Here is a 19,593-nt window from a genome sequence, read left to right as displayed (position 1 = left end):
GACGGCAGCGCGAAAAGCCGCCGCAAGGCGCGATCGTCGCCGGCGCATGCATCGACTTCGGTAAGGAGCAAACTCGCCTGCTCACTTCGACGATGTTCCCAAAGCGTTTGCGACGTTCGTTCCACTTGCGCTGTTCTTACCGGCCGCCGTTGGATAGGGACGCAACGCCTCGGGTGTACGCATGTCGCGTGGAATCTGAAAATCAACCCGCGCCGCGCCGCACATGACGTGAGGCGGTTGCGGAAAGCCGCTGCGCGCCGAGTAGTCGCGCGACGGCCCGGTGCCGGCGCGGCGGCGGGCGCTTTGCGAAGATGCGGCAGCGCGCGCCGCATAAATATCGAGGGCGCCGACGCCGGCGAGCGCAGTGCCGACCGCCAACACGCGGCGCGCCCCTCGTGTGCGGCCGGTTTGTGCTGCCGCAGCAGTGCTGCCGACGTCGAGCACGTCCCCTGCCACGCGGGCCCACAGGAAGCGTTGCGGCTGACGCGAGGCGAGAATACCGATGCCGCACACGACTTCGCGCAGCCCGTAGAGCCGCACGATCGTTGCATTTGCATCGATTCCTGCGACCCGCGACAGCGCGCGCGGCGCGCACAGTTCGGCAATGCCAAGCGCGACGCTGAACCAGCCGAGTCCGCGTGCGAGACGCGGCAGACCGTCGGCATGGTCGGCGGCCGACGCAGTGTCGCCAGTGCGTCGCACGTCCAATGGTTGATCGCTCATGATTTGCTCCTCGATCACATCGCGTTTCCGCATGACCCGATGCAGCGCTTCGGCCCGGCTCGGATACAGCGTTTCCTTATCGGCGCCGGATCCGTTTCAGCGACTGACGACGCCTGTCCCGGCGACCCTCAGCGCTTCGCTTCGCTTCTGTCCGCTGCCGAACGGGCCAGAAACTGCGTCACCGTCTCGGGCATATGCTCGAGCAGCCAGCGGGCCATCTCGATTTCCTGCGGCAGGATCTGCTCGCAGACGCGCTGCGTCTCGAGATCTCCCGCGGCATTGGCCGCCGCGATGAGCGTCGTATAGGCCGCGATCTCCATATTCTCGAAGACGTAACCGGCCATCCCGCCCTTCACGACTTCATCGCTGACCGCCATGCCGCCCGCGCCTTGCATGAACGCCGACATTCGCGCCGTCAGGTCCTTCATCGCCGAAGGGCTGCTGCCAAGCCTATCGAGGCACGACTCGAGCAACTGCTGCTGCGAAAGCGTTTCCTCGAGGTGCCGGTCGATGCGCTCCTTCAGCATCGGATAATTTTCGAGACGTCCCGATTGCGCTTTGAGCATCGTTTCGGCCTGCTTTTCCATCGCGTATGCGTCTCGCAGCCAGTCGACGACGTGTTCCTGTGGGGTGGTCATAGCTAGTCCTCCGTGTGTTCGATATAAAGACCGGTCATTTGCTGCCGGCGCCGGGCGCAGCGGTATCGCTGCCCAGTTCGGCGCCGGTAGGCGGGTCGCCGTCGGGGTCCGAGCGCAGGCGGCCGGCCATTGCGGTCAGTGCGGTTTCCTGCTGTGCATCGAGTTCGACCGATGCCATGCCATCTCCACCGTCCACGGCCGGTTCTCCTGTCTCGATCGACAGACCCGTACCGCTGTTCCAGGGCGCATTCACGACAGCGCCGTCATGCGACATCTTGAAGTAGACGCTCGCGTATTCTTCCTTCGGCGGCATCTTCCCCGGCGGGAAATTCGGTGTGATCGAATACAGCGCCTTTTCAAACGACTTCTGATGCGCGACTTCGCGCGTCATGAGAAAACCGAGTGCGTCGCGAATGCCCGCATCGTCCGTCACGTTGATCAGGCGTTCATAGACGAGCTTTGCGCGCGCCTCCGCCGCGATATTGGATCGCAAGTCCGCAGTCGGTTCGCCGATCGTGTCGATGTAAGCGGCGGTCCATGGAACGCCCGCCGAGTTGACGAGCGGCGTGCCCCCGCCGTAGAGAATCTGCGTGACGTGACTGTCGTTGCCCGCGCCGTTCAGCTTGCGATAGAGCTCCGCCTGCTGGTCGACGCCTTCGGCAAGCTCTCCCTTTGCGCCACGGTTGAGCATCGCAATGATCGAACCGATGATCTCGAGGTGGCTGAGTTCTTCGGTTGCAATGTCATACAGCATGTCCTTGCGACCCGGATCTTCTTCCGTTACTGCCTGCGTGAAATAACGCATCGCCGCTGCAAGCTCGCCTTGCGGACCGCCGAACTGTTCGAGCATCAGGTTCGCGAGTCCGGGGTTCGTCGCCCCGACACGAACGGTGTACTGCAGTCGCTTGTTGTGCATGAACATGAGCACCTCCCTGGTTAGGCGCAACGTAATCCGCATCCAGCGTGCCTAGCTACCCTGCGTGCGGACGGCCCGCCGACTTCATCGGTCGTTGCGAACCGGTGCTATTGCGCGCGCGACGGAGCGGGCACGCGCGATGCACATTCCCGCTTGCTCTGGCCCAGCCAAGCGCATCTCTTTTATGAATGTCATTCGATATGGAGCACTGACCATGACTGCCAGAACCGTGGACGATCTTTTTGTTCATTCCTTGTCCGATATTTACAGCGCCGAGAAGCAATTGACCAAGGCGTTGCCGCGGCTTGCGCGCGCGGCGACGAACGAGGAACTCAGCGCTGCGTTCATGACACATCTGGAAGAGACGCAAGGTCAGATCGAACGAATCGACGAGCTTGTCGAGGGCGCCGGCATCCGCCTGAAGCGCGTGAAGTGTGTCGCGATGGAAGGGCTTGTCGAAGAAGGCCGCGAGCAGATCGAGGAGATCGAAAAGGGGCCGGTGCTGGATGTCGCATTGATCGCGGCCGCACAGAAGGTCGAGCACTACGAGATCGCAGCGTACGGCTCACTCATTGCGCTCGCGAAGCAACTCGGGCAAAACGATGCGGTCAGGCTGCTGGCCGAGACGCTCAAGGAAGAAAAGGCTACGGACGAAAAGCTTTCTTTGCTCGCCGAGCAGAAAGTGGCCGCCGAAGCACTGGGCAAGTAAAGGCTCGTATGCCGCATATGCGAACCCCTCCGGCCGCGGTGCAGCCGGGCCCGTACCACGGACGGACTGCAGACCGTATCAAGCGTGCGCTGCTCGCTTATCAGATCGGCATCTGGCTGCTGGCGGTCTGCATGTCGCTGACGAGTTGAGGGCGGCGTCAAACGCGCTGCTCTCATGGCGACGCCAACTGGTCGGCCGGCTCAACGCCCTTTGAGCAGGGACAATGTGAACGTGCGGCGGCAGCCACAACCAAAGAATCGGCTCATTGCCCTTCCTTTCCAGAATGAATCCTGGCGCCTCTGAACGGGACGAGGCGAATGAACACGGAGGTCGGTGATCGGCGCGGCTCGGCAAGCGGAAGCTCGTCTGATCTTCGGCATGCCGTGCGCCGGCTATGCATGCGGTACGCGGCCGGCACGAAGCAACATTAACTTCTCGCTGGCCAGGCGGCGTATCATCATTCGCCATCGTGCTGCGTGGCCGCTATGGCCACGACTTCGATGCAGTGCCGCCGCCAACCCCGAGTGACTACGATCATGCTACCGATAGCCAGCCGTTGGTTCGAACTGAAGCGCGTCAGCGACGACATCACGTTGCTGTGGGAGCCGCACGTCGTGCCGCTCATGCGCTGCAATATCTGGCACATTCGCGGCCGCGACCGCGATCTGATGATCGACACCGGCATGGGCATCGCGAGCCTGCGCGAGGCCGCGCGGCATCTACTGCAAAAGAAGGTGACCGCCGTCGCAACACACACGCATGCGGACCATATCGGCGGCCACCACGAATTCGAACATACGCTGGTGCACGAGCTGGAAGCCGACAACCTGCGCGCGCCGCGCGAGCGCGGCACGCTGCTCGCTTCCGTATTGGGTGACGCTGCCATCCGGCGCTATCGCGACGTGGGCTATCCGTTCGATGGCGACCTGATCACTGCGCTGCCCGATGCTGACTATCAGATGTCCGAGTATCACGTGCGGGCGGCAACGGTCAGCGAAATCGTCAAGGAAGGGAGTGTCGTCGATCTCGGAGACCGGCATTTCGAAGTTCTGCACCTGCCCGGTCATTCGCCGGGAAGCATCGGCCTGTGGGAAGCGGCCACCGGCACGTTGTTCTCCGGCGATGCCATTTACGACGGTCCGCTGCTCGATGAAATCGGCGGCGCCGATATCCCGACATACGTGCAAACGATGAAACGTCTGCGCGAACTGCCTGTGCGGATCGTACATGCAGGTCACGATCCGAGCTTTGGTCGTGAACGGCTGGTTCAGCTTGTGGATGCGTATCTGGCGAAGCGGGCATGAAACGGCTCGTGCCGTGCAGCTCATGGCTGGACGGTATGCCACACCTGGTTCAGCCCGTCTCCATGCCGGTCTCCCGGCTTTTTGTCCATCAAGCCGCGGTATAGCAGCTTGCCCTCGTAGGCCCACTGCGATGTACCGTTCGCCATGGGCACCAGCGTGAATTCGCTGGAGGGACGATCGCCCGGAGCAGCAAGCGCGGGTGGGAAGTTTCTCGCGCAGTCGCCCTCGCATGATTTCGGATCCGGCGGACCACTGCCGCCGAACGTATAAAGCGTCATGCCGTCATCGTCCACTAGCACGCCATCGTTCACGTGCGGCGTTTTCGCATGCGCACCAGTAAATGCGAGAAGGACGGCAATTCCGACAAGCACTTTCATCTCAAGGCCCCCTGCTCATGCCGGCTGCGAACGTGCCGTAGGCCGTCCGTTACCCCGGCGCCATCACCCGCAACACCGGACGCCCGTCGACGCTCTTCAACGGAAAGTACGACCGATGCGTCGCTGGATCCACATTGACGACGTGCGCATTCGGGCCCACCGAGCCGTCGCCGGTCTTCGACACCTTTGTTCCTGTCACGCTGAACGTCGATACGACGCCCTTTTCGCCGGCCACATACACCGTGCCGGGGCCTGGATCGAAAGCGAGCACGTCCGGATCGCCGCCGACGTCGAACGACGCGGTCACTTTCATCGTGTGCATATCGAGTACCAGCAGCCGGTCGTTGTCTTCGCAAGCAATAAACGCGAGGCGTTGCTGCGGGAGAATGAGCAAGCCGTGATTGCCTCGTGCTCCCGGCAGATCGATGCGCGCAACGATGGCATCGTTGGCCGGATCGATTTCGACCAGTTGCTTTCGCGACTGGACATTGACGAAAACATGCCGCGTGACCGGGTCGTACTGCGTATTGCCCACTTCGCCGCCCAGCGCGATGGTTGCGACACGCCGGTTCGTCAGCACGTCAACCACAGTCTCCGTTTCTCCGGTCTCGTCCGAGACGTAAAGCTTGTGGACGTCGGGCGCGTAGGCCATGCCGTCCGGATAGACGCCGCCGGGCATGCGCGCGACTTCTTTCAAAGTCTGTTCGTCGATTGCGACAACCTCGTTCGTTCCCGTCGCAGATGCGTACACGAGGGAAAGCTCCGCTATGGCGAGCACGCCGTGCACGGCCGCGACTCCCGATATGCGGCCCACCACGCGCGAAGCGAGCGTATCGAACACCACGACTTCGCTGTCGCCGAGGTGGGCGATGAATAGCAGATGCCGGCCGGGATCGTAGGTCTCATAGTCGAATCGCGACGCACGACCCGGCAACGGTAGGTCGGCGATGTGCGTGAGCGCCAGGCCGCGCGCCCCCGATAGGTTCGAATCCTTCGCCAGACACCCGGTCGTCAGTCCCGCGACGGCCGCCATCAGGCAGGCCGGCGCGATCAGCCATCCAGCGAAAGAGCGATAGGCCCGCGTGTGCTTCATGACGATCCTCTATCCACCTCGACTTGCTTTCTACGGCAATTGACTGGTAGAACGCATGTCAAGCGGCCCTTCGGGACGGCATCGCCGCTTGCAGCCTCAGCGCCGCGTTGTCCCAGTCGACGATGTTGAACAGCTCGTTCACGTACTCGTTGCGGCGGTTCTGATACTTCAGGTAGTAAGCGTGCTCGAACACGTCGAGCACGAGGATCGGCTGGATGCCCCAGGCGGTCAGCTTCTGGTGATTTTCGCACTGCAGGATCATCAGCTTGCCGGTCGTCGGGTGATAACCGACGATGCCCCAGCCCGACGCCTCGGTGGCGATGGTCGCCGCGGCGAGCTGCATCTTGAACTTCGCGTACGAGCCGAAGTTGCTGTCGATCAGCTTCGCCAGATCGCCCTTCGGCTCGCCGCCCTTGCCCGAAATGCTCGTCCAGTAAACCGTGTGCAGGATGTGGCTGGAAAGCTGGAACGCGAGTTCCTTCTCGTAGAACTTCACGAGCGCGAAATCGCCGGTATTGCGCGCCTTGGCCAGCGCTTCTTCAGCTTTGTTCGCCGCAGCCACTGCAGGCTTGTGATGGAAGTTGTAGTGCAGTTCCACCGTACGCGCATCGATGACCGGTTCGAGTGCACCGTAGTCGAATGGCAGCGGCGCGGCTACGTACTTGCCGTCCGCGTCGACAAGTTTGTCGATGTAGACGCCGCCGTCTGCAGCGAAAACCGTTTGCGCCTGAGCCAGCATCATCCCGGCGCCGACCGCGGCAGAGTTTTGCAAAAAGGTACGACGTGTTGCCATGAGTTCCTCGTAGATTCGCGCACGCGTCCGGTCACAGGGCGTGCAGGTGGACAAGCGGATAGACGACGAGGCCGACGGCGGCAGCCGCGACGACAATCACAGGCTCCTGGAGCTTTTTGAAGCGCCATAGCAGCAATACGGTTGCGAGCGCGAGCAGCGCGGTCGGCCAGTCGAAGACAGAGCGCTTCGCGATAACGATCACGGAGCCCGTGATCGCACCGACGGCCGCAGCCGTGATTCCGTCGACAAACGCCTTCACGGCAGGTAGCCGCCCGTATTTCTTGAAGTACGGTGCCGGCAACACGGTGAACAGATAGCAAGGCAGGAACGTGCCGAGCGCGGCCACGCAAGCACCGGGCAAGCCCGCGACGAGATAGCCGATGAATCCGACCGTGATGACGACGGGGCCCGGCGTGATCATCGCGACGGCCACCGCATCGACGAACTGCCGGTCGTTGAGCCAGTGGTGTTCGGTCACGACGCCGCCGTAAAGGAACGGCACGATCGCGAGGCCCGAGCCGAACACGAAGGCGCCCGCTTTCGCAAAGAACACGCCGAGCTGGCTCAGCAATGACAGATCGAGGCCGCTCAGCATGCCGCTCAATGCGGGCGCCTGCGCAATCGCGATGGCGTTGAGCCCATCCTTGCGCAACCATCGCGGCGGTGCGCGGCGGAAACAATTCGCAAGACCGCCCGCGATAAACAGCCACGCTATCTCGGACTCGGTGACGACGGTCACGGCGGCGAGCGTCAGGTAGATGACCCACAGTAGCCTGTCTGCGCCGAGTGTCTTTGTGGAGAGCCTGGACGCGCTCATGGCGATGATGCCGACCACTGCCGCGCCCACGCCGTAGAAGACCGCCTGCATCCACGGCAATCCGCCAAAGTGCGCATACGCCCAGCCGAGCGCAACCACCATCAGGAACGACGGCAGCACAAAAGCAAGGCCGGCGATCGTGGCGCCGATGATCCGGTAGTGCACGTAGCCGAGATAGATGCCGAGCTGCGCGGCAAGCGGCCCCGGCATCATCTGCGCGAGTGCCAGACCTTCGCGGTAGTCCGCGTCGGTAATCCAGCCGCGCTGCTCGACGAGATCGCGGCGCATATACCCCATGAGCGCCACGGGTCCGCCAAACCCGAAAGTCCCGAGCCTGAGCATATAACGCGCCATCTGGCCGAGCGTGTAGCGAGGCGTGCTCACAGTCGCTGTCGTGCTCATGAGCGCTTTCCCGAGCCGCTGCCTTTTTCGCTTGCGGCGAAGTGCGTGTACATCGAATCGAGCACACGGCCCATGTCGGCGAGCAGCTCGTCATCGTCGGCTGCGCGTTCCCGGGCGCCGGCCATGATGGCTTCAAAGCCGATCGCTTCGGGCACAGATGTACCGCCCACGTCGAGCGCGTGCACCATGGCGGCAACGCGCAACAACGCGGGGTCTTTGTCGAGACCGAAGCTCGCAAGCAGCACTTCGAACGTGACGCGCTCGCCCACATGGGTAAAAGCCGCGCCATCGAAATCGAAGCCCAGCGCATCGGCCGGGCAGGCCTCGGGTGAGGTCAGCCAGATAAAGCGCGCGTCGCGGTCGATGAAGCGGCGAATGAGCCACGCGCTTGCGACGCGGTCGACCCACATGCGTCGACGGGTTGCCCAGGTGCGGCGCTGATAGTCCGCGACCGACAGTGAACGGATAGCGCGATCGGCGGCGTGCGGTTCCCCGGGCGACAGCACCGTGTCGACGTGCGCGACGAAGTCCTGCCAGGCCACTTCGGCACGCGTGGCCGCTTCGCCCGGGAAATAGTCGATGGCGGCGATCGTCTCGTAGTCCTTGCGCAAGCGCCGCAGCAGTTTCGTCAGATCGGCGGCGGACTGGCCGGCCACGGTCTTGCGCGAATCGGAAAGCGCGCGGATGAACGCGTCGTAATCGTCGACGCGGTCGAACAGCGCACGGAATTCGGCTTCTTGCGAAGCATCGACGCTGGGCGCCCGCAGCAACCATGCGCTGCCGCCGCTATCGGCAATGGCCGCAGCGAGTTCGCGCAGCGTGGCTTCCCGTTCTTCGCTGTAAGGCAACAGATAGATGCCGTCCCGAAGAACCGCGCAGCCCTTTGCTTTCAGCGCCCGCCAGAAACGCATGCGCGCCGTCGCGTTCCCGGTGGGAAGCGTCAACACGAATAGCGACCATGTCTGCAAGGTATTCATGTAGACAATGCTACTCACGCGTAACAATATCTACAAGTTAACTTTTTCGACGCCAGCAGTCAGGTATTCGCGATGCCCCGTGAGGAAACATCCAGATCCGCGTCGACGCGCGCGCCGCTAACGACTGCGTCGAATGGTAGGCTGCTGCACGCGCGGAACCGCGCTGTCCCTTGTCGCAAATGGAACGAACACATGGAAGTCAGATCTCGACTCAACGGTCTCGCAAGCGTCCCGAGGAGCGTCTGGATACTAGGCTGTGTCAGTCTTTTCATGGATGTCTCATCGGAAATCGTTCACAGTCTGCTGCCCATGTTCATGATGGTCGGCCTCGGTGCGAGTGCGGCAACCATCGGTCTCATCGAGGGCATTGCGGAAGCGACGGCGCCGATCGTCAAGGTATTCTCCGGCGCACTGAGCGATCACCTCGGAATCCGGAAATGGCTCGCCGTAGCCGGGTACGCACTCGGGGCGCTAAGCAAGCCGCTGTTCGCTATCGCGCCGACCATCGACGTAGTGGTGAGCGCACGCATCATCGACAGGGTTGGCAAAGGAATTCGCGGCGCACCGCGCGATGCACTGGTCGCCGACGTTACGCCCGTTCATCTGAGAGGCGCGGCGTTCGGATTGCGGCAGTCGCTTGATTCGATAGGCGCGTTTCTGGGACCGCTATTGGCGGTGGTCATCATGTCATTGTGGGCGGACAACTTCCGGCTTGCCTTCTGGCTCGCTGTCATACCCGGTTTGCTCGCCGTCGCGCTGCTGGCCTTCGGCATTCGGGAACCGTCACGCGAACCCGGTGCAAGGAGAATGAATCCCGTTAGTTTGGATAACCTAAGGAATCTAGGCTCAAGCTATTGGTGGGTGGTCGTTATAGGGGCCGGGTTTGCGCTGGCCCGCTTCAGCGAGGCATTTCTGGTGCTGCGCGCGATGGGCAGCGGGGTTCCCGTTGCGCTGGTTCCCCTCCTCCTCGTCGCGATGAATATTGTGTATGCGCTGTCGGCCTATCCGTTCGGCAAGCTCGCCGACACGATGAACCCTGTCAAACTGCTGATCGCCGGCCTCGTGGTGCTGATCGCTTCAGACGTCGTGCTGGCGCACGGAGCACACTGGAGCGTCGTGCTGCTGGGCGTTGCATTGTGGGGTCTTCACATGGGCATGACGCAGGGACTGCTTGCCACCATGGTGTCTCATACCGCACCGGCACAACTGCGCGGCACGGCGTTCGGCTTTTTCAATCTGTTTAGCGGTACGGTTACGCTGGCGTCGAGCGTCATTGCAGGCGAACTGTGGGACAAGCTAGGGGCCGCCGCTACGTTCCATGCAGGTGCTGCGTTCAGTCTGGCAACAATCGCACTGCTTCTTTCCGGCAAGGCTCCGCATGGCAGACCTTAGCTTGCGCAGGCGTAACGTTCATTGCGTCGTGTATCCGCGACCGCTCATACAAGCGGAATAGGCCTGATTGAAAGCGGCCATGGCGTTCTGATTCTGAGCTTGGGCGGACGCTTCTGCATTCCGTCTGTTCTGACGGGCCCGTACTCCTCCGACCATTGTGCCGGTAGCCGCTCCGATAGCGGCGCCTTTGCCGGCGTTGCCGGCGATCGCGCCAATCACTGCGCCACCGGCGGCGCCCCGTGCGGCGCCCGACACCCGCTCACCGCCGCCTACCGCGGGACCCGAGGGCGGCGGCGCAGCGGCAGCGGCCGTAGCAGGATCGACGCCGGTTTTCGACTTGGCCCAAGAGACGCATGCCGATTGATCCTTTTGCTGTTGCTGCGAACTTTGGCCCTTGGCCGGATACGCTACGGGCTGTGCCTGCGCTGCGATCTGAAGGCACAGCAGCGGGGCGATCGACGCGATTTTCGTCCACGCGTTCATGGGGTGCTCCTTGATGGATGGCCGTTGAAAGCGGACGCGCGTGCCGTTGCCGCGCATCCCGTCGGCCGCGATGCAATACAAGCATAGGACGCCAGGGGCGTCGTCCATTGCGACAGATCAAGGACGGAGATTCCGGCCAATCGGACACGGTGCATCGAGTGTTCTTGTGTTCTGCGATGAGCCTTTTGCGGACCGGCCCGAGCCACGGTCGAGGCATCGGCTTGACATGAATCAACCGGCATTGTCTCGATCAGCGCTGTGATGGAACGACGTCCCATGCAGCCCGGGAGAGGGCGGATGGTCACGATCGCCGCATTCATGCTGACCGTCCTGTTCCTGCCGAGCTGACGCGCGACCTTGTCCACTTTGAGTTGGGGGCAAAAATGAGCACCATCATGCCGGCCGGGCACGCGGAGTCCGCACAGCGCGAACCGGTTCTGAAGCCCGTCGATCGCGTCTGCGAACTATGTTTTGGTCTGTTCATGGCCTTGACGTTCGTCGGCGCCGTCAAGGCAACCGGCGCCGGCCAGGACGCCGGGTACAAAATGTTCTTTGCCGCACTCGGATGCAACCTCGCGTGGGGACTCGCCGACGCCGTGATGTATCTGGTACGCACGCTCGTCGATCGGGGGCAGCGCCTGAAGATCGCGCTAACGGCGCAACGGGAACGCGATCCGGTGGTGGCCATACGTGCGCTCCGCAATGCGTTGCCTGAGACGCTTAAATCGTTCGCGGAAGACGCCGACCTCGAGCGAATCCGCGCACGCCTGGCAGCGATGCCGACGTTGCCGCCTCGAGCGACATTCGTGCGTCAGGACTTCGTCGGCGCGCTGGGCATCTTCCTGCTTGTCGTGTTGGGAACCTTCCCGGTCGCGCTGCCCTTTCTGATTGTCAAGGATCTCGGGACGGCACTGATCGCCTCGCGTGTGCTCACGCTTCTGATACTTTTCGCTGCTGGCTTCGCGCTAGGACGCTACACCGATGCGGGCGCCATGAAAGCGGGCTTCGCCATGACGGCGCTTGGAATTCTGCTGACGATGGCGATCATTGCACTCGGCGGTTGATCGACGCAGTTTGGTGTGAGGTTAATGCTCGGGTATCCGCCTTCCTCGCAGACGGGGTCGGGCGACTCCGCGCTGGCCGACGTCAAAGACATCGAAGCGCGCAGATCGGCCAACGCGTTTTCTTTTCGTAAGCCATCGTACCGGGCAAGGGTGCGCTTTGCGATGCGACGCGACGCGAAATAGCGACGACATTGAGTCCAATCCGATAGAGCCGTAGACCGCGAATCCGAATTGGTAACAATCGGAAACGAGGCCGGCCGCGCAAAAATTATTTTGCGCCGCATTTCTTAAGAATTCCTTCAGATAAGCGCGAGTACCATCCTTGTCTCTCGACGACGATACGTGTTTGCGCCACCTCGCAGAAGCGTCGATCTTTTGGAAGTGAGCTGCAAGTATTTCGAAACACTGCGCTGACACCGCGGATCACCGTGCCGTGTCGAACCCGAAACCACCATGAGGCCGTCGACCTTGAAGCCGGCTCTTCGACCGGACGGTTCCTTGACACCTTACATCGGAAAAACGGGCAGCGCGCGCCGACGCGGTGACCTCCTGTGCCTTCCTTGCGTTCATCGCCAAGCGACGGAGTCCCTCAGGTCAACGCTCATACAAGGGATGCGATGAACGCGCGCCGCGATGAATCGAGCACAAGCCGGGGACGCTCGAACGGGACCATGCGCGCGCTGCGCGTCATCCTGTTCCTATGCATACCTGTTGGGCTCGCGCGCGTAGCTGCATCGAATGTCTTCGCCGCGTGGCATGTCGCCCATGTGCTGAGCGTGTCGCTGGCCCGCGTCTGTGCGGCGCTCGCGGTGCCGGGAATCGGCTACACGTGGCTCGCCGGCGAGTTCGTGCGCCGCTTCTTTGCGCGCTCATGTGCGCAGCCGTCGAGCTTTCCCGGCGTGACGCTCGTCAAGCCGTTGTGCGGCGACGAATGGAATCTCGAGCACAATCTCGTCAGTTTTTTCGAGCAGGATTACCCGGGGCCGGTGCAGTTCGTATTCGGTGTGCACGACCCCGCAGATGTCGCGCTCGCGACCGTCGACAGGCTGCGCGCGCAGTATCCGCATGCGCAGGTCAGCGTGGTGATCGACTCGCGGCTCTACGGGCCGAACCGGAAGATCGGCAATCTCGTCAATATGCTCGAGCATGCGCAGCACGATGTGCTCTGCTTTGCCGACAGCGACGTGACCGTGGAACGCAGTTATCTGCGCCACGTCGTCGGCACGTTGCAGAGCCCCGGCGTCGGACTCGTGACCTGCGTGTATCGCGGATTGTGCGCGCCGGGCTGGTGGCCGCGCTTTTCCGCAGCGGCGACGAACTATCATTTTCTGCCCGGCGTCGTAACGGGCCTCGCGATCGGCAGGGCGCGCCCCTGTTTTGGCCAGACCATCGCAATGGAGCGTGCGATGCTCGAGCGCATCGGCGGCCTGACACAGTTCGCTCATCATCTGGCCGAGGATCATGCGATCGGCGACGCGGTGCGGCGCACCGGCGCGACGGTCGCCATCCCGCCGTTCACAGTACGGCATGCGTGCGTCGAGACGAGCTTCACGAAGTTCGTCGCGCACGAGTTGCGCTGGAGCCGGACGATCCGGGCCGTCGATCGGCTCGGGCATCTGGGCTCCGCGCTGATGCATCCGGTTCCGTTCGCCATCCTGGCGGTACTGGCGTCGGGAGGCGCGCTGTGGACATGGGTGCTCGCCAGCATCGCGCTCGCCGCGCGACTCGCGCTCAAGTGGCGCTCCGACAACGCGGTGCAGCAGACCCATCGCGGAATCTGGCTGCTGCCGATGTGGGATGCGCTATCGTTCGTCATCTTTGTTGCGAGTTTTTTCTCGTCGCGTGTCGAGTGGCGCGGATTCAGCTTCGACGTCGACGACGAAGGCCTTCTGTCGCCAGCGCATAAAAAATGAGATCGATGAAATATCCCGGACGGGCGTTGGCCCTGATCGGTGTTACCGCCGCGGCCTGGCTCGTGTGGCGCGAACATCCGGCCACCGTATTGCGACTGCTGAAAGACGCGGGCGCCGGGCTCGTGCTGGCCGCGCTCGTTCATGTGCTGCCGATGCTGGCAAATGCATGGGACTGGCGCTCGCTGATTCGCGCGGCACAGCGCCCGCGGCTGTCGGCCATGCTGAAGCTCGTGTGGATTCGCGAATCGGTGAACGGCCTGCTGCCCGTCGCCCGTATCGGCGGAGAAATCGTTTCGTTCCGTCTGCTCGGACGGGTTGGCGTGCGGCCCGCCACGGCGGTGGCGAGCCTCGTTGTCGATATGCAGCTCACGCTGATCAGCCAGGTGGTTTTTGCGCTTGCCGCTGCCTGCTACGTGCTTTATCACGGGTCGCCGCAAGCGGCCGCCGTGATGGAGCGGCTGGCCGGTGTCGCCGCCGTGGCCGTGCCGGTGCTAGTGCTGTTCGCGCTCGTTCAGCACGCGCGCCCGTTCGAGCGGGCAGCGCGCGTCCTCAACCAGATGACGAGCGGCAAGCTCGTTGCCCTGGTCGGCCGGTCCGCACGCATCGATCAGTCGGTGAAGCTGATCTGGCGGCAGCGCGGCGTGGTCGTGCGTTATCTGTGTATCTGGCAGACGCTGCAATGCGTGGGCTTCGCATTCGAGCTATGGCTTGCGCTTCATTTCCTCGGTACCGATGTCAGTTTCGCGCAAGCGTTCGTGCTCGAGGCTTTGATCCAGATGCTGAGCAGCGCGGCCTTTCTGGTGCCGGCGGGGCTCGGTGTGCAGGAAGGCGGATTCGTGGTGATCGGCGGCTTGCTCGGTTTGACTCCGGAGACCTGTCTCGCGCTGGCGGGCGCAAGACGGATACGCGATTTGCTGATTTACCTGCCAGGGCTGCTGGCCTGGCAGGTCGCCGAGCATTGGCCCGCTTCGAGTCGCCAAACTGGCGTTCGAGCGGACCGCTTCGCCCGTGCACGTTCGTCCCGGTAAGCGTCGAGGCTTGAACAAGGCATGAAATGCGTGCGTGCCGATCAGCGGCCCCGTCTAAGCAGTAATTTCTCGAGCAGCACTTCGGCGTTCAGAGGCTTGGGAAGATGATCGTCGAAGCCCGCGGCGATCGCGGCGTCCCTGTCCTGTAGCGACGCGAGACCGCTGAGCGCGAGCGCGTAAATGCGCCGCTGGCCGCCTTCGCGCTTCCGCACAGCCTGCATCAGCGCGTAGCCGTCGGCGCCTGGCATCGCGAGATCGCTCACCAGTATGTCGAAGGAACCGGCTGCGAGGCACGAGAGTGCTTCGTTGGCGCCCGTGGCCGTTTGCACCTGCGCACCAAGGCCATGCAGCAGATGCACGAGCGCTTCCTGTGCCTGCACGTCATCATCGACGAGCAACAGCGAAAGGCCGTTCAGGTCCGGCCGGCGATTCGGCGCTAACGTGACGGCTTCCTCGCCGATCACTTTGCTTTGCACCAGAGGCAGGCGCACGGTCAACCGCGTACCGCGACCCTCGCCTTCGCTAGTGGCCGTCACCGTGCCGCCGTGTGCCGCGACCAGGTGCCTGACGATCGACAGCCCCAATCCAAGCCCGCCGTATTCGCGCGTACGACTCGTATCCGACTGCATGAAGCGGTCGAACAGCTGCGGCAGCAGTTCGGGCTTGACGCCAATGCCGTTGTCGACCACCGACAGTTCGACGAGCGTGCCCAGATGGGTGAGTGCGACCTCGACGCGACCGCCGCGTGGCGTGAATTTGAGCGCGTTGCCGAGCAGGTTGGACACCACCTGCTGCAAGCGGCGAGCATCGCCGCTGACGACGGCCTGGTCGTGCAGGCCCGAGCTGAGCAACGTCATCTCCTTCGCCGCCGCTGCCGGCCGATGACCTTCCACCACCGTGCGCACGGCGGCCGCGAAGTCAACCAGTTGGGAGTCGAGCGCGAAGCGGCCCGAGGTGATGCGCGAAACATCGAGCAGGTCATCGATCAGCGCTGCCTGCGACTGGCAGTGTTGCAGTATCGCCGCCACCGCGCGCTCGCGCGAAGCCCCGTCGGTGTTCAGACTGCGTTCGCTGGCCGCCTTGAGAACGGCCGCCCAGCCCGCGATCACGTTCAGCGGTGCGCGCAGCTCATGCGAGACGAGACCGAGAAAATTGTCCTTGGCGGTATTGGCCCGCTCAGCGTCGCGCTGGGCGGTCCGTGCCACATCGACGGCACGCTTGAGTTCGTCGATGTCCTGTACGGCGAGCACGGCGCCATCGATGCGATCGTCGGCGGTCCGGTAGGCGCGCACATTGACGAGCCACCATCGGCCTTCGCTATCCCGATACTCGCGCTCGACCTCCGCGAGCCCCTGTACGGCGGACTGCACCATGCGCTCCAGGTCGGCCGCCGAGAACAGGCGATTCAGTTGCGCCATTGGCTGCCCGACGCTGTCTTCGGAGAAGCCGAACAGCATCTGCGCCTGTGGCGAAAAATGGCGCAGGCGCAGTTGCCTGTCCAGCAGCACGACCGGCAGCGGGATGCCTTCGACGAGATTGCTCAGGTCATCGTTTGCCCGGTCGAGCTGCTGGTTGCGCGATCTGAGCTCGTCGTTCAGCGAACCCAGTTCCTGGTTAGCCGATTCGAGTTCCTGCTTGGCCAGCAGCAACTCTTCGTTCGCGCTTTGCAGTTCCTCGTTGGTGCTGAGCATCTCTTCGTTGGCAGTACGCAGCTCCTCGTTAGCCGATTCAAACTCGGCTACCACCGCTTTCAGCTGCGCCTGGGTCGCCTCGAGTTCGTCGGACAGCGTGGCAACCGTGCGCTCGAGTTCCTGAAGCTGGCTGCCCGTCGAGCGCGCGTCCTGGCCGGTGCCGGGCACTGCGGGCGTCTCCTGTTGCAATCGCTGCAGGGTGACCATGAAATGCGGCACCAGATTCTCGCCGCCGAGCGGCAGCACTTCGAGCGTAAAACGTCTGTCGCCGAGCGCCACGCGTTCACGCCGCACGGGCTGGCCCGTGCGCCGCGCTTCGATCAGCGCGGTGCGCACCGTTACGTTCAACTCAGGCCGCAGCAGGCGCGGCAGGGCCAGCGACGCTTCCCCGCTGGCCGGCGCCACGAAGTCCGAGACGTCGCCGCGAAACTGCACCACGTCCGCCTTCTCGTCCACGACGAAGCCAGGCGGTGCATAGCGCTCCAGCGCGGCCCGGGTTGCGGCCTCGATCACCGGATCGACTGGCTGCGAGCGGCGAACCGGCGGCGAACCGCCTTCGCTTGCCCACGGCCGCAATGCGTCAATCGGAAACATCGCCTGCTGGCGCCTCGCCGCCGCCACTTTGCGATAGAGGTGCGGCGCCCCCGCGTGCTCGAAGCCGTCCGCGCCCGACGCCGCCTCGGCGCGGCCGAGCACCACGAAACCGTCCGCCCGGCAGGCGTAGTGCAACGCTTCGAGCACATGCTGCTGTGCTTCCTTGCGCAGGTAGATCAGCAGATTGCGGCAACTGATCAGGCCCATGCCCGAGAAAGGCGCGTGGGTCAGCACGTTGTGCCGCGCGAACACACACATGTCCCGAATCGACTTGCGTACGACATAGCCGCCCGAAGTGGCAGCGAAAGTACTCTCGCGAAACGCCTCCGGCACGTCGTCGATCGAACCCGAGCTATAGCGGCCGGCACGCGCGAACTCAATCGACGCCTCGTTGATGTCGGTGCCGAAAATCTGCACGCGGCGGTGCAGCGCCGCGCGGTCAAGCGCATCTTTCAGCAGCGTCGCGATGGTATAGACCTCCTCGCCCGTCGAGCAGGCCGGCACCCAGACACGGATCGGATCGTCCTTCAGTTCGAGCAGGCGCGGAATCACCGACTGACGCAGCACATTGACGAATTCGGCATCGCGAAAGAAGGCGGTCACGCCGATCAGGATGTCGTCGCGCAGCGCAGCCGCTTCGCGCGCATCGCCACGCAGCAGTTGCAGGTACGCGCCAATATCGCGGTTCTTCTGCAGGAGCACGCGGCGCAGGAAGCGTCGGCGCAGGTTGACGTCCTTGACGTAGCCGAGGTTGATGCCGGTCTTCTGCTGCACGATCGACAGCGCGAGACCGAGCTCGTCGGTGTCCGCGCTCTGCGCGTCGGTTGCATCGTCCTGGCGCGCCGGGTCGCCAAAGCGCCGGACCAGACATCCGGCGATCTCTTCGGGCGCCAGCACCTCGTCGACGAGCCCGGTGTCGATCGCCGCGGCAGGCATGCCCTGGTGACTGGCCGTCTGCGGCTTCTGGGCGATGGCGAAGCCACCGGAGGCCTTGAGGTCCACGAGGCCATGTGCGCCGTCCTCGCCGGTTCCGGAAAGGATCACGGCAGCGCCGTTCACGTCCGGGTCCTGCGCGAGCGAGGCGAGGCAAGCGTCGATCACGAGATTGGGACCGGACAGGCGGCGCGTGAGCCGAAAGTGCCCGTCCAGCGCAATCACGCCGGCATTCTCGGGCAGCACATAAACGCGGTCGTGCTCGATCTTGCGCAAGTGGACCAGTTTTTCCACGGGTATGCGGCAGTCCGCCTGAAGGATGTCGGCAAGCCGGCTTTCTTCATCGGGGTCGAGGTGCGTGATAACCAGAGTGGCGAAGCCCGGATCAGCAGGCAGCGCGGCGACGATAGCGCGCAGCCCCTCGAGGCTGCCCGCCGAGCCGCCAAGTACGGCTACCCGCAACAAATCTGAAAGCGTCGACCCCATCGGCCGTACTCCTGCTTGTTCTAGTTGATGCATCGACAGTCGCGGGCCCCGCCGCATCTCGCGCGTGTGGCGCAGCAATCCTTGTGCCCATGCGGTGCGTGGAAGGAGTCCGCGCGACGCGCGCGGTCTGCGAGGCTAAGTCGCGGGTCAAGTGTGTGATTGCAGTGTGCGGTCGGCTACTTCAAGGCGGCATCAAGCGATCTCTTTGGGATTGGCTCGGTTCGAGCCTATTGCAGATGGCAGCGAACCTGGTCGGGAAACTGAAGTGGGTTCGCCCGTGAAGGACACGAGGCAGGGGCGAAGCTGGCTGCGGTGTAATCCGTGCAGCATACACCGTATGCGAGTGGCCGGCGCAGCCATGGAGCCACACCGGCCGATCAGCAGATCGAGCGCATGCGCGACGGCTATCGCGCCATGCAAGCCGTCGCTGCGTGTCTATCGCACGCTGAAAACGGATATTCCACCGTTCGGGAGCGCGCCGCTCCCTGCCTGGAACGGTCGAATCGTAGGCAATCTGATCGACGAACCCGTCCGTATCGCGGGAGATACGGACGGGCTCGACGATGCGGCAACCTGCTTGCCCTCGAGAGCGCCGACCATGAGCGTCGCTGACGCACGCTCCATGCGCGTCGCGCGGCGGGTCCTAAGCCGGTTCAGTACGTTGCCTATTGCAGCGGCGCAATGACGCCCGCTTTCTCAGCGAGCGTGCGTTCGTAAACGCCGAAGCTCAGGTCTACTTCCTCCTGCGTGACCACCTGCACGAAGACGTTGACCTGCTGCGGCAGCAGTCCCATGACGGTCGCAATGGCGCTCTCCAGCTGAGGCGAGCACAGGCGATCTTCGGCCAGGGTCGTGCCGATCGTGATGTCGTAGGTTTTTTCCTGCCGGAACACGATTTCGACGATGCGCGCCCGCGCGCTCATATTGTTGTCGACAGCAAGGCGAGCTACGTCGGCCAGTTGCCGCAGCACCTCGGTCGGAAAGCCTTTCGTCGAACGCAGCCTGATCCGGTGTTTGCCCAGCGTTTTCCAGTCGGTGTCGAATTCCACGGTGTTTCTCCCCTACAGAGTCTTGTGCGCGGACTGTATGGGCAGCACCCTGTTTTTCAAGAAGCTGAATGCGCGAGACCCGCTCCTTGGAATTGTCGCGCGCGCTCGTGTCGCTGGGCCGCGGTAGAGGGCTATTTACCGGACGCAGGTGCATACCAGGAACATACGTTGCTCCAGACGCAGCACCACCATGCTGCGTGACCGCGCACCC

At 63.4% G+C, this 19,593-nt stretch carries 18 protein-coding genes; 7 read left to right on the top strand and 11 right to left on the bottom strand.

What is annotated here, in order from left to right; all coding sequences use genetic code 11:
• Window positions 1-81: 81 nt before the first annotated feature.
• The 3 genes from BTO02_RS04745 to BTO02_RS04735 all read right to left on the bottom strand — a co-directional run bounded on the left by BTO02_RS04745 (window position 82) and on the right by BTO02_RS04735 (window position 2,283).
• Window positions 82-723, bottom strand: coding sequence for a hypothetical protein (locus BTO02_RS04745; RefSeq protein ID WP_232243443.1), 642 nt, complete (start codon window positions 721-723; stop codon window positions 82-84).
• Between the two features lie 128 nt (window positions 724-851).
• Window positions 852-1,361, bottom strand: a complete 510-nt coding sequence (locus tag BTO02_RS04740) for a ferritin-like domain-containing protein (protein WP_075156057.1) — start codon at window positions 1,359-1,361, stop codon at window positions 852-854.
• Between the two features lie 34 nt (window positions 1,362-1,395).
• Entirely contained in the window at window positions 1,396-2,283 is an 888-nt protein-coding gene (locus BTO02_RS04735) for a manganese catalase family protein (RefSeq protein WP_075156056.1), read from the bottom strand.
• A 208-nt stretch (window positions 2,284-2,491) separates the two neighbouring features.
• Here BTO02_RS04735 and BTO02_RS04730 point away from each other — a divergent pair, with 208 nt between their 5' ends.
• The 3 genes from BTO02_RS04730 to BTO02_RS04725 all read left to right on the top strand — a co-directional run bounded on the left by BTO02_RS04730 (window position 2,492) and on the right by BTO02_RS04725 (window position 4,290).
• A complete protein-coding gene (locus BTO02_RS04730) occupies window positions 2,492-2,986 on the top strand; it encodes a YciE/YciF ferroxidase family protein (protein WP_075156055.1) in 495 nt (164 codons plus the stop codon).
• A gap of 17 nt (window positions 2,987-3,003) precedes the next feature.
• Window positions 3,004-3,135 carry a hypothetical protein gene (locus BTO02_RS35375; RefSeq protein WP_269667996.1) on the top strand — a complete coding sequence of 44 codons (132 nt, stop codon included), beginning with the start codon at window positions 3,004-3,006 and terminating at the stop codon, window positions 3,133-3,135.
• Window positions 3,136-3,522: 387 nt separating this feature from the next.
• A complete protein-coding gene (locus BTO02_RS04725) occupies window positions 3,523-4,290 on the top strand; it encodes an MBL fold metallo-hydrolase (RefSeq protein WP_075158597.1) in 768 nt (255 codons plus the stop codon).
• Between the two features lie 20 nt (window positions 4,291-4,310).
• Here the strand turns inward: BTO02_RS04725 and BTO02_RS04720 are convergent, their stop codons facing one another.
• From BTO02_RS04720 to BTO02_RS04700, 5 genes are read right to left on the bottom strand one after another with little or no spacing between them, the layout of a single operon-like run.
• Window positions 4,311-4,667, bottom strand: a complete 357-nt coding sequence (locus BTO02_RS04720) for a COG4315 family predicted lipoprotein (RefSeq protein ID WP_075156054.1) — start codon at window positions 4,665-4,667, stop codon at window positions 4,311-4,313.
• Between the two features lie 49 nt (window positions 4,668-4,716).
• A complete protein-coding gene (locus BTO02_RS04715) occupies window positions 4,717-5,760 on the bottom strand; it encodes a YncE family protein (RefSeq protein WP_075156053.1) in 1,044 nt (347 codons plus the stop codon).
• Between the two features lie 58 nt (window positions 5,761-5,818).
• The gene (locus BTO02_RS04710; protein ID WP_232243442.1) at window positions 5,819-6,553 is read right to left on the bottom strand and encodes a superoxide dismutase; all 735 of its coding nucleotides are present in this window, start codon (window positions 6,551-6,553) and stop codon (window positions 5,819-5,821) included.
• A gap of 31 nt (window positions 6,554-6,584) precedes the next feature.
• Window positions 6,585-7,772: a chromate transporter gene (locus BTO02_RS04705; protein ID WP_075156052.1), complete on the bottom strand. Its 1,188-nt coding sequence runs from the start codon at window positions 7,770-7,772 to the stop codon at window positions 6,585-6,587.
• Window positions 7,769-8,749, bottom strand: a complete 981-nt coding sequence (locus BTO02_RS04700) for a chromate resistance protein ChrB domain-containing protein (RefSeq protein WP_075156051.1) — start codon at window positions 8,747-8,749, stop codon at window positions 7,769-7,771. Before BTO02_RS04700 ends, BTO02_RS04705 begins: the two co-directional genes overlap by 4 nt.
• 192 nt (window positions 8,750-8,941) lie before the next feature.
• Between BTO02_RS04700 and BTO02_RS04695 the strand changes: the two genes are divergently transcribed.
• Window positions 8,942-10,141 carry an MFS transporter gene (locus tag BTO02_RS04695; protein ID WP_075156050.1) on the top strand — a complete coding sequence of 400 codons (1,200 nt, stop codon included), beginning with the start codon at window positions 8,942-8,944 and terminating at the stop codon, window positions 10,139-10,141.
• Window positions 10,142-10,159: 18 nt separating this feature from the next.
• Here BTO02_RS04695 and BTO02_RS04690 read toward each other — a convergent pair whose 3' ends face one another.
• Window positions 10,160-10,624, bottom strand: coding sequence for a glycine zipper family protein (locus BTO02_RS04690; protein WP_075158595.1), 465 nt, complete (start codon window positions 10,622-10,624; stop codon window positions 10,160-10,162).
• 383 nt (window positions 10,625-11,007) lie between these two features.
• Between BTO02_RS04690 and BTO02_RS04685 the strand changes: the two genes are divergently transcribed.
• From BTO02_RS04685 to BTO02_RS04675, 3 genes are all read left to right on the top strand, one after another.
• Complete coding sequence (locus BTO02_RS04685; protein WP_075156049.1) at window positions 11,008-11,688, top strand: VIT1/CCC1 transporter family protein; 681 nt, start codon at window positions 11,008-11,010, stop codon at window positions 11,686-11,688.
• A 671-nt stretch (window positions 11,689-12,359) separates the two neighbouring features.
• Window positions 12,360-13,601: a bacteriohopanetetrol glucosamine biosynthesis glycosyltransferase HpnI gene (gene hpnI, locus BTO02_RS04680; protein ID WP_083614982.1), complete on the top strand. Its 1,242-nt coding sequence runs from the start codon at window positions 12,360-12,362 to the stop codon at window positions 13,599-13,601.
• 5 nt (window positions 13,602-13,606) lie between these two features.
• On the top strand, window positions 13,607-14,629 hold the full coding sequence (locus BTO02_RS04675) for a lysylphosphatidylglycerol synthase domain-containing protein (protein ID WP_075158594.1): 1,023 nt from the start codon (window positions 13,607-13,609) through the stop codon (window positions 14,627-14,629).
• A gap of 41 nt (window positions 14,630-14,670) precedes the next feature.
• On the opposite strand, the gene BTO02_RS04670 is transcribed toward BTO02_RS04675, so the two are convergent.
• Window positions 14,671-18,333 carry a CheR family methyltransferase gene (locus BTO02_RS04670; protein WP_075156048.1) on the bottom strand — a complete coding sequence of 1,221 codons (3,663 nt, stop codon included), beginning with the start codon at window positions 18,331-18,333 and terminating at the stop codon, window positions 14,671-14,673.
• A 665-nt stretch (window positions 18,334-18,998) separates the two neighbouring features.
• On the bottom strand, window positions 18,999-19,382 hold the full coding sequence (locus BTO02_RS04665; protein WP_075156047.1) for a hypothetical protein: 384 nt from the start codon (window positions 19,380-19,382) through the stop codon (window positions 18,999-19,001).
• Window positions 19,383-19,593: the final 211 nt, after the last annotated feature.

It is taken from the genome of Paraburkholderia sp. SOS3, assembly GCF_001922345.1.
GTDB lineage: Bacteria > Pseudomonadota > Gammaproteobacteria > Burkholderiales > Burkholderiaceae > Paraburkholderia.
The sequence above is the reverse complement of the archived record's forward strand: the minus strand, read 5'-3'. Positions and strand labels throughout refer to the sequence as shown.